A 9,780-nucleotide genomic window follows, 5' to 3' on the forward strand; every position below is an offset into this window, starting at 1 on the left:
CGCGTGCAGCCGCACAAAGACGTCCAGATCCAGCGCGGCCGCAACACCGACCTCGACCCCTCCGGCGCACCTGTCGACGCGTCGTTCACCGACCGCACCTACCCCGACGGACTCGGTGGCTCGCAAATCATGATCGACGCCACCATCAATTGGGCCTACCCACCGGTGGCACTGCCGGCCCAGGAGTTCATGGAGAACGCCAAGAAGATCTGGGAAGACGAACTGAACCTGGGGACACTGACACCCCACAAGCCCTGGCACGGGTACGGACTCGGGTACTTCCCCGACAGATGGGTCGAGGCAGCCAAACGCGCTGTGGAGGGCCAATACCTCGAAACCGGCAAGGATTACGAGAAGATTCGCACCAAAGTGTCCTATTACGACGACGGCATCGTGATTGAGCCCCAGTAATCGAGCCTCAGTAACTCCCGACTGTTTGACTTCCAACGCATAGACCAAGGAGCCAATTCATGACGACGCTTCGACACGCCATCAACATCGCGGCACCCAGATCGGCGGTGTACGCCGCATTGGCGAACATCGATCAGCAGCGCGAGTGGCACGAGGGAACCATGGAGGGCGACATCGCCCCGGGCAAGACGCTCACGTGGACACCCAAAGCGGGACTGACGTTCGGCTGGCGCATCGACGAACTCAACCCCGACGTCTCGATCGTGCGGACGGCCGTCGAGGGACCGGGCAATACCGTCGGCAAGAAGTTGACCCTCACTCTCGCTGATCTGCCCGGCGGCGGCACCGAAGTCGCGTTGACCGACGGCGACTGGGCCGCGGATGACCCGCACCTGCCGTTCTGCAACACCTACTGGGGGGCAACCCTGCAGCGACTGAAGTCCTACGTCGAGAAGTCCTGAGACTGCGGGAGACATGCACCGGCAACGTCTGATCATCGGTGTCAGCGGCTCCAGCGCCCCACACCTGGCCTGGGCCACCCTGAAAGCTCTGCACAACCACGCGGAAGTCGAAACACACCTCGTCGTCTCCCGAGGCGCCGACAAGACGATCGAGCTCGAAATGGGCGCGAAGAGAGATGATTTCGAAGCTCTCGCCGATGTGTACTACGACCCCGGGGATTTCGGCGCCGCGATCTCCTCGGGATCGTTTCGCACCATGGGCATGGCTGTGGTGCCCTGCTCGATGAAGACCCTGGCCACGATGGCGACCGGCACCGTCACCGATCTGCTGACCCGCGCTGCCGACGTGTGCCTCAAGGAACGGCGCCGGCTGGTCGTCGTCCCGCGGGAAACCCCGCTGTCCCTCATCCACATTCGCAACATGGAGACCCTCACACTGGCCGGGGCGACCATCATGCCCCCGGCCCCAGCCTTCTACCACCAGCCCCAAACCATCGAAGATCTGCTCAACCAGACCGTGGGCAAACTTCTCGACCAGTTCGACATCTCCCACGAGCTGTACCGCCGCTGGGAGGGTCGATAAAACCGCCGCCGACGGAAGAAACCCCGTTGTCCGTCAAGCGATTTGCGCTGGCGCTCTACGCGCGTGACGGTGTGCCCGAGGCATGCCTTCATCTGCAGAACCGGCACGATCTGGACGTCAATCTGGTCTTGTTCGCAGCGTTCGTCGGCGCCGAGCGACGCCAGCGACTGACCTCGACCAACCTCAAGGCGGCCCGGGCCCACGTGGACGACTGGCACCGCGAGGTCGTCCGGCCCCTGCGCGCGGTCCGGCAACAACTCAAGACCGGCCCCGCGCCAGCACCCAGCGAAACCACGGCACACTTGCGCCGCAGGCTCCAACAAGTCGAGATCGAAGCCGAGCTGATCGAACTGGACGAACTCGGCGCACTGATTCCTGGGTGGGAAGCCGCGCCCGCATCTGGCAGCCCTGCTGAATCCGCCGCGGCGGCAATAGAAAGCGTCATAGGCGCCAGCAGCCACGCCCCAACCGACGATCAGGACCGCCGAGCCATCGACACGATCGCCCACGCCGCAACCCAACACATCAATCGTTAGCGCCTGTCCACGTCATCACATGGTTAGTCAGTGAGCTTCGGAAGACCCCTGCTGATCGCGGAAGCGAGCACCTTGCCGACCAGTGCGGCGAGCCCGGGTATAGCTGAGTCGAAACCGATCGTGTAGTCCAGTCTCGTGCCGCCGCCTGCGGTCGGTGTCAGCTCTTGGCGACCCCAGTGGCCGCTCAGCGGACTGCCTTTGGTGATCTTGTACTCGATAAGGGTGTTCGGCTGGGCAGTTGTGGTGGTCTCCTCGAACGCCGGAAGGGGGCCAATCTTGAGCCGGCGAACCGAGCCGACGCCATTGCGCGCGGTAGCGCCATCGCTCACGCGAGTGACATTGACACCGAAGACCGGGCCGAGGTTCTCGTGCTCGGCGAGCTTGTCGAACACCGTCTGGGGGTCGGATTTGAACTCGTGAGTGATGTGGACGCGTTGGGGACTGGCCATGGGATCGGATACTAGCGCCATTGATGAAGGCGACTCGGGGCCGACTTAAGCTCAGTCCCGCCCTCCGCCAGCACCCGACTCACGGTTGGCAAAGGGACTTACGCAGTTGAGTGCGGCGGCGACGCTCAGGTGTTCGGCGTGGATGTCGGGTTCGACCGAAACCTACTGAGCCTGCCACTAGTCGGGGACGATGCGCTGGCTGTCATCAGCCTCAACGACGACGTTGAGGATGCCACCGGCTGGGGATCCCGCCGCAGCGGATGCCACCGGCTGGGGATCCCGCCGCAACGGAGGGAGGCCCACGACGCAGACCTGCGCGCGCACTATCCCGTTAAGTTGCTCGCGCAACGTCTCCCGCCGGTAATCCCAAACCGGCACGTCCAGCACCATGCCCGGCATCGCAGACCGCACCATGGCAGGCGGCTATCGACTACGCAAGTGCTGTTCGCGCAACCTGTTCGACGGTCGTGCCGCCCCCTGTTATAGCGTCCCGCTTGGAAAACACTGCCGCTGGAAGGGACAACATGGCTCCACGAATCGCACGGCTCACGACATCCGCAATGGCGATCGCCGGAGCCGCGGTTTACGGGGTTGTACCGTCGGATACGCCGGTGACCATGGCGTCGGCCACCCCGATCCCACGTGCCGCCGAGGTGCAACTCACCGGATTTCTCTTCGGTGACGGCACGCAGACCAATCCGCATGCGGGACTGTTGTTCGGTAGCGGCTACAGCTACACCGCGGCCGACGACACCTACTGCGAGTCCGCGGCACGTGCAACGGCGGCAATGGCGGGCTGGTCATCGGGAACGGCGGCAGCGGCTGGAACCTGACAGCGTCGGGCCTGCTCGCCGACAAGGCGGCCGGCAACGGCGGCAGCGCGGGCTTGTTCGGCCTCGGCAACGGCGGCAACGGCGGCAACGGCGCTGATGCCATCTACTCCGCGGGCACGCTGTCGAGATCGGCCGCTGCCGGCGGTGCGGGCGGCCGCGGCGGCCTCATCGGTAACGGCGGACTTGGCGGCAATGGCGGCTCAGACCTCCCGTCATTCGGTGTCACTCAGACCACGCCATCGACCGGTGCGGCCGGAGGTCGTGGCGGACGGGGAGGTCTGCTGTGGGGCAACGGCGCAAAGGGCGGTACCGGCGGCGACGGCGTTCGGAGGACCGGCGGCGCCCCCGTCGGCGGCAACGGCGGCGCAGGCGGTGGGACCGGGCTGTTCGGTAGCGCCGGGGACGGCGGCGACGGTGGGCTCGGGGAAGCCTATCCGGAAGGATCTGCTGTCGATGCCTTCGGCGGCCAGGGCGGTAACGGTGGCCGCGGCGGTCTGGTGTGGGGCAACGGGGGCCAGGGCGGTAACGGCGGCGGATACAAAAATACTGTCGACGACAGCATTTTCTACGCGGTTGTGGTGTGGGACGGTAACGCGACCGGCGGCAACGGCGGCAACGGCGGCGGGGCAACCATCGGCCGGGGCGGATTCGGCGGTGTCGCCGGCGGGGCCCGGGCCAAAGGGATCGGCAACGCAGTGGGCGGTACCGGCGGCTCCGGTGGCAGCGCGCTGATCGGTGCCGGGTCATCCGGTGGGCAGGGCGGGCGCGCCCAAGCGATCTCCGGAAATGCGACGGCCGGCGCCGGCGGTCACGGCGGTGGCGCGATCGTGCTCGGTGTCGCGGCCGACAACCCGACGACCAAGTCCAACGGCGGCGCCGGCGGCAATGCCGTCGGACTGGGAGCCGGGACGGCCACCGGCGGCGTGGGGGGTAAGGGCGCACGCGGGGCACTGGTGTTCGGCGATGGCGGGATCGGCGGACCCGGCGGCACCAGCCAGAACTCGGCCCCGCAGGCGAAGTCCATCGGTGGTGACGGCGGCGCCGGTGGTACCGGAGGCCCGTTGGCCAGAGGCGGCAACGGCGGCAACGGCGGCAACTTCAAAAGCGGTGGCGCGACCGGTTCGACCGGCGGCAAGGGCGGCGTGGGTGGACGAGGTGGCCTCGGTGGGCGCGCCGGGACCACAGGTTCTCCGGGCGCCGGGGCCTAGCGGAGTCTCGGCTGATCTCTCGACGCCAACCAGGCGCGGCAGTTACCGTCAACCGTGCAGTCCGCAAGTGACTCGGGGCAGTCCGCAGCCCGAGCAGACACTCGCAACCGGACCGCGCCGATGGCGGCCGGCGGCGTCTACAACCGCAACTCCCGAGTACAGCAGCGCGGTCTGATCCCTGGGATGCGTCTTCTTGAGCGGGCGGCCTCAGTCGTTGATCTACCGGATGCACCGCAGCCGATGATGATCGCGGACTACGGATGTTCGGGGGGCCGAAATTCCCTGGCTCCTGTCGCTACGGCCATCGAAGCGCTGCGCAGGCGGGCAGATACGCCGATCAGCGTGGCGCATACCGATCTGCCCGACAACGACTTCTCCGCATTGTTCGACACGTTGTGGAACGACCCGGCTTCCTACACCGCCATGCCGGCGGTCTTTCCGATGGCCATCGGACGTTCCTTCTACCACCAGGTGCTGCCACACGACAGCGTCACTCTGGGGTGGAGCTCGTGGTCGGTCAACTGGCTGAGCCGGCCACCGGCGGCGATACCGGATCACGTCCAGGTCAGCTACAGCGCCGACCGGGACACGCGATCGGCATATGCCCACCAAGCCGAGGCTGACTGGCGGGATTTCTTGATCGCACGCGGAGCTGAGATGCGAGCCGGTGCTCGGCTGGTGGTGGTCGTTTCGGGCGCCGACGACGACGGTACCGCCGGGTATCGGCCCATGTTCGATGCCGCCTGGGCCGGTCTGTGTGCGCTCGTCGACGAAGGACTCCTCGACGACGGTGAAGCCGTCCAGATGGGGATGCCGCATTTCGGCCGTGATGCTGCGGACCTGGCGGCGCCGTTCGGCGACGGCCATTTCGCGGGGCTGACGATTGAGCATCTGGAAACCTTCGACAGCGCCGACGAATTCTGGGACGACTACCAATCCCATGGTGACGCTTCGGCGTTCGGTGCCCGCTGGGCCGGGATTTTCGCCGCCGGCGCATTCCCGTCACTGGCGACGGGGTTGCACAGCGGGCCTGACGACCCACGCACCGCAGCGATCCTCAACCGACTGGAAACCGAAGTCGCTGGGCGTCTGGCGGCAGCGCCTGCACGGATGCGTATCCCGGCGGCCAACGTCGTACTGACCAAGATCGGGAACGGCTAACGATAGCTCGTCCAGCGAACTACCCTCGGCGGGTTGTTGTTTCGTGCAATCCGTGGAGATGAGTCGGTGTCGACGTCGGAGGTGCTTCCTTAACGCCAAACAAAACAGGCCAGGCCTTTCGGCCTGGCCTGCTGTGGTGGAGCTGCCGGGAATCGAACCCGGGTCCTACGGCATTCCCTCAAGACTTCTCCGTGCGCAGTTCGCTATGCCTCTACTTGGATCTCCTGCTCACGCGAACAAGTCAGGATGACGATCCCAGTCGCTGTTTGATGTCCCGCTAGATCCCGCGACCGGACTTAACGGTTTGTCCCTCTAGCTGATGCCAGGGTCCGGGCCGAGGGCCTTCCCGGTCTGACAGACACACCGTCGCTTAGGCAGCGAGGGCGTAGTCGCGCTGATTGGAATCGGCGCTTAATTGGTTGCAATGACGCTTACGGTGGTCTCTTGCCTGCACCGGCACGCTTCCCTTGATTCGATGCGCGAAGTCGAAACCGTTCAGCCCCTCGCACCCCGACCGATGGCTTCGATCAGATTTCCAATGGTACGTGAGGGTAACGACAAACCGACAGCCGATTATTCCGACGTCCGGGCGTCGGCGGGGCCCGAGCACATCGATTCTGCGTGTAGAGCGCCGTCTCGGCCCGAAATCGCGATCCGGGCGCAGAATCGATGAGCCCGCACAAGGCCCTCAGATCACGTAGTTGAGGTTCTCGATGATGCGCGCGCCCGCAACCGTGTCCCCGGCGTAGTCGATCCCCTCGGGCCGCCCGGCCATCAGCGGCCGGCCGCCGGCCAGCCGGGTGAACTGCAGGCCGTCCAGGGCGATCCCGATGGTGGGCTCCGCCCCGCCGAAGTCCTCGACGAGCGCCGCACGCCCGTCCACCTCGACCCGGATGGCGCGCGCGACCGGGCCGGTGAGGGTGATCAGCACCCGGGCGCCGGCGGGAGCCTGACCCTTTTTGGCCACCACGAACGGCATGCTGGCCGCCATCTCATCGAGCGCCAGCCGGCTGTCCGCTCCGCTCAGCTCCGCGTCGGTGGGCGGGCGGCCGACGGCGTCGCGGATGTCATGTTCGTGGACCCAGCAGTCGAAGATCCGCACCCGCATGAACCGGCCGTAGCTGTCCGGGCCGGCCGGGGTGAACGTGACGGTGTTCCACTCCCCGACCGGCATCGCCGACAGCATTTGCTTGCGGCGCGGGATGATGTCGCGGAACCTCGCGAGCATGTCCGCCGGGGACTCGCCGCGCAGATGCTCCACCCAGCGCTCGTTGAGCGCGCCGATTTCGTTGTGGACGTACTCGCGGCCGGCGACGTCGGGCTCCGGCGTCGGGGTCCCGGCCAGCATCATCTCGGTACCGACGATATGGGCGACGACGTCGTGCACCGTCCAGCCGGGCAGCGCGGTCGGCGTCTGCCAATCCGCGTCGGACAGCCCGGCCAGCACGGCGTCGATCGCATCCCAGGAGCCGAACAGTCCGGCCAGGACGTCGTCTTTGTCCAGGACGGTGCGGGGGCGTTGCGCGTCGGCCATCAGGCACATGCTAGTGCAGCGAGATCATCGCCACCGCGGCCACCGCCAGCGCCATACCGGACACCTGCCAGCGGGTCACCCGCTCGCGCAGCACCACGATCGCCAGCAGCACGGTGGCCGCCGGGTACAGCGAGATCAACACCCCGGCCAGCGACAGCATCGAACTCTGCAGCGCCAGGAGCATGGTGATGTTGGCGGCGACGTCCAGCAGCGCCGCGCCCAGCGCCAACCGCAGCGGAAAGCCCTGCGGGGCATGGAAATTGCCGGTCAGCCCGGCCGCCACCAGAACAACCACCGTGGCGGCGAGCCGCCCGAACAGCAACGGCCACAGCCGAGCCTCGGCGGGCGCCTCGTGCAGCAGCACGTAATTCAGCCCGAACCCCAGACCGGCGCCGACGGTCAGCCAGGCGACCGTCGGGGTGAACCGGTGCGGGCGCACATCCTCGTCGGTGGCCTCCCGGCTGACCAGAACCACCGCCGCCAGGGCCAGCACCACCCCCACCCCGGCCACCGCGCCGGGCCGCTCCCCCCGCCCCAGTCCGACCGCCAGCGGGACACCGGCGGCGAGCACGGCGGTCAGCGGCGAGACCACCGAGATGGGGCCCGACCCCAGCGCGGCGTAGAACCACCACACCGCCAGGCCCTGGCTGACACCGGAGAGCGCACCCCACAGCACCGCGGCCGAACTCAGCGTGCCGCCGAAACCGAACGCCAGTCCGGCGAGCAGCACCAAGGCGACCGGGTAGGACACCAGCACCACCCGCAACGCCGCGACGTGGCGGGCGGCCAGTCCGCCGACGAAATCGCTGACGCCGAAGCAGAACGCGGCCGCTAGCGCGAATAGAACGCCGGTCAGAACTTGCCTTTGGCGCGGCGGCCCATTTCGCGGATCACTTCGCGTTGGGCGTCCCGGCGGGCGATGTCCTGCCGCTTGTCGTGGGCCTGCTTGCCGCGGGCCAGAGCCAGTTCAACCTTGACCTTGCCGTCGGTGAAGTACATCGACAGCGGCACCAGGGTCAAGTTGCCGTCGCGGATCTTGCCCATCAGCATGTCGATCTGGCGGCGGTGCAGCAGCAGTTTGCGGTTGCGCCGCACGGCGTGGTTGGTCCAGGTGCCGTGGTGATACTCCGGGATGTGCAGGTTGCGCAGCCACACCTCGCCGTCGTCGACGGTGGCGAACGCATCGGCCATCGAGGCGTTGCCGTCGCGCAGGCTCTTGACCTCCGTGCCGGTCAGCACCACACCGGCCTCGAAGACATCGAGCACCGAATAGTTGTGCCGGGCTTTGCGGTTGCTCGCGATAACTCGTTTGCCGCCTTTGGCGTCACCGGCCTTCTTGGCCGCCGCCGCTTTCCGCTCGGTCGATAGCTTGGCCACGTTTTTTCTCGGGCTACTTCCGGACGTACAGCCGCAGAGTCACATAAGCGGTGACGGCGGCCATCGCGACGCCGATGACGAACATCGCCGGGGCGATGTAGAGGATGTCGGCGTAGTCGATGCGGGCTATCAGATTGGCTTGGTAGAACTGGCTGAGCGCATTGTCCAAGAACAACGCCCGCACCACGATCAGGCCGATGATGGCCAGCACCACACCGATCGTCGCCGCCAGCACCGCCTCCAGCAGGAACGGCAACTGGGTGTACCAGCGTGTAGCGCCGACCATCCGCATGATGCCGATCTCGGTGCGACGGGTGTAGGCGGCCACCTGAACCATGTTGGCGATCAACAGAATCGCGCTGATCGCCTGCACCACCGCGATCGCGAACGCCGCCCGGGACAGGCCGTCGAGCACCGCGAAGAGCCGGTCGATGAGATCCTTCTGATTGAGCACGTTGAGCACACCGGGCTGGCCCTGCATCGCGGCGTCGAACGCCTGGTTCTGCTCGGGGTCGTTGAGTTTGACGATGAACGACGCCGGGAAGGAGTCCTTGCTGGCGACGTCCTTGTACTCGGGGAACTTGGTGATGGCGTCGCTATAGGCCTCGTCCTTGTTGAGGAAACGCACCGACTTGACGTCCTCACGGGATTCGATCTGGGCCCGCAACGCTTTACACGGTTCGCTGTCGCAGGTCGGGTCGACTGCAGAGATGTCGTTGTTGAGGAACACCTGGCTCTCGACGCGGTCGAGATAGATGGCGCGGGACTGGTCGGCCAGCCGCACCACCAGCAGCCCACCGCCGAACAGCCCGATGGAGATCGCCGTCGTCAGGATCATCGCGATCGTCATGGTGACGTTACGACGAAGGCCGGTGACGACCTCGTTGACCAGAAATCCCGCGCGCACCTCTAGCGGCCCATTCCGTAGATGCCGCGCTGCTCGTCGCGGACCAGTCGGCCGTGCGACAGTTCCACCACCCGCTGGCGCATGGAGTCGACGATGTGATGGTCGTGGGTGGCCATCAGCACGGTGGTGCCGGTCCGGTTGATGCGGTCCAGCAGGTCCATGATCTCTCGGCTGGTCTCCGGGTCCAGGTTGCCGGTGGGCTCGTCGGCCAGCAGCACCAGCGGCCGGTTGACGAACGCCCGGGCGATCGCCACCCGCTGCTGCTCACCGCCGGACAACTCACCGGGCATGCGGTTGGCCTTGCCGGAGAGGCCCACCAT

General features: G+C 66.7%; 14 protein-coding genes and 1 other RNA gene. 7 read left to right on the forward strand and 8 right to left on the reverse strand.

Going from position 1 to position 9,780, the window contains the following annotated elements; genetic code table 11:
• The 4 genes from ADBZ5N_RS14470 to ADBZ5N_RS14485 form a co-directional block, all read left to right on the forward strand.
• The coding region (locus ADBZ5N_RS14470) for a hypothetical protein (protein ID WP_526258497.1) at positions 1-411 on the forward strand (411 nt) is incomplete at its 5' end.
• Between the two features lie 59 nt (positions 412-470).
• A complete protein-coding gene (locus ADBZ5N_RS14475; protein WP_526258499.1) occupies positions 471-872 on the forward strand; it encodes an SRPBCC family protein in 402 nt (133 codons plus the stop codon).
• Between the two features lie 13 nt (positions 873-885).
• Positions 886-1,455 (forward strand): UbiX family flavin prenyltransferase, encoded by a 570-nt coding sequence (locus ADBZ5N_RS14480; RefSeq protein ID WP_526258501.1) that lies wholly within the window; start codon positions 886-888, stop codon positions 1,453-1,455.
• A 26-nt stretch (positions 1,456-1,481) separates the two neighbouring features.
• The gene (locus ADBZ5N_RS14485; protein ID WP_526258503.1) at positions 1,482-1,991 is read left to right on the forward strand and encodes a TIGR02444 family protein; all 510 of its coding nucleotides are present in this window, start codon (positions 1,482-1,484) and stop codon (positions 1,989-1,991) included.
• Between the two features lie 23 nt (positions 1,992-2,014).
• Here ADBZ5N_RS14485 and ADBZ5N_RS14490 read toward each other — a convergent pair whose 3' ends face one another.
• Both ADBZ5N_RS14490 and ADBZ5N_RS14495 read right to left on the reverse strand, forming a co-directional pair.
• Positions 2,015-2,440, reverse strand: a complete 426-nt coding sequence (locus ADBZ5N_RS14490) for an SRPBCC family protein (protein WP_526258505.1) — start codon at positions 2,438-2,440, stop codon at positions 2,015-2,017.
• Positions 2,441-2,617: 177 nt separating this feature from the next.
• Entirely contained in the window at positions 2,618-2,854 is a 237-nt protein-coding gene (locus ADBZ5N_RS14495; protein WP_526258507.1) for a hypothetical protein, read from the reverse strand.
• Positions 2,855-3,000: 146 nt separating this feature from the next.
• Here ADBZ5N_RS14495 and ADBZ5N_RS14500 point away from each other — a divergent pair, with 146 nt between their 5' ends.
• Genes ADBZ5N_RS14500 through ADBZ5N_RS14510 form a run of 3 tightly spaced genes read left to right on the forward strand, consistent with a single transcriptional unit; the run spans position 3,001 to position 5,642 of the window.
• Positions 3,001-3,273, forward strand: a complete 273-nt coding sequence (locus ADBZ5N_RS14500) for a hypothetical protein (protein WP_526258509.1) — start codon at positions 3,001-3,003, stop codon at positions 3,271-3,273.
• Between the two features lie 53 nt (positions 3,274-3,326).
• Entirely contained in the window at positions 3,327-4,481 is a 1,155-nt protein-coding gene (locus tag ADBZ5N_RS14505) for a hypothetical protein (protein ID WP_526258511.1), read from the forward strand.
• Between the two features lie 54 nt (positions 4,482-4,535).
• Positions 4,536-5,642 carry a class I SAM-dependent methyltransferase gene (locus tag ADBZ5N_RS14510; RefSeq protein ID WP_526258513.1) on the forward strand — a complete coding sequence of 369 codons (1,107 nt, stop codon included), beginning with the start codon at positions 4,536-4,538 and terminating at the stop codon, positions 5,640-5,642.
• A 134-nt stretch (positions 5,643-5,776) separates the two neighbouring features.
• Here the strand turns inward: ADBZ5N_RS14510 and ssrA are convergent.
• The 6 genes from ssrA to ADBZ5N_RS14540 form a co-directional block, all read right to left on the reverse strand.
• Positions 5,777-6,145: a transfer-messenger RNA gene (gene ssrA, locus ADBZ5N_RS14515) on the reverse strand.
• Positions 6,146-6,330: 185 nt separating this feature from the next.
• The gene (locus tag ADBZ5N_RS14520) at positions 6,331-7,176 is read right to left on the reverse strand and encodes a maleylpyruvate isomerase family mycothiol-dependent enzyme (RefSeq protein ID WP_526258515.1); all 846 of its coding nucleotides are present in this window, start codon (positions 7,174-7,176) and stop codon (positions 6,331-6,333) included.
• Positions 7,177-7,186: 10 nt separating this feature from the next.
• Complete coding sequence (locus ADBZ5N_RS14525) at positions 7,187-8,032, reverse strand: EamA family transporter (protein WP_526258524.1); 846 nt, start codon at positions 8,030-8,032, stop codon at positions 7,187-7,189.
• The gene (gene smpB, locus ADBZ5N_RS14530; protein ID WP_526258517.1) at positions 8,029-8,553 is read right to left on the reverse strand and encodes an SsrA-binding protein SmpB; all 525 of its coding nucleotides are present in this window, start codon (positions 8,551-8,553) and stop codon (positions 8,029-8,031) included. The genes ADBZ5N_RS14525 and smpB overlap by 4 nt, the downstream gene beginning before the upstream one ends.
• 13 nt (positions 8,554-8,566) lie before the next feature.
• Positions 8,567-9,460 (reverse strand): permease-like cell division protein FtsX, encoded by an 894-nt coding sequence (gene ftsX, locus ADBZ5N_RS14535; RefSeq protein ID WP_526258520.1) that lies wholly within the window; start codon positions 9,458-9,460, stop codon positions 8,567-8,569.
• 2 nt (positions 9,461-9,462) lie between these two features.
• Positions 9,463-9,780 (reverse strand): cell division ATP-binding protein FtsE (locus ADBZ5N_RS14540; RefSeq protein WP_526258522.1); only part of this gene is annotated, 318 nt, incomplete at its 5' end.

Source organism: Mycobacterium sp., assembly GCF_044370595.1.
Classification (GTDB): Bacteria; Actinomycetota; Actinomycetes; order Mycobacteriales; family Mycobacteriaceae; genus Mycobacterium.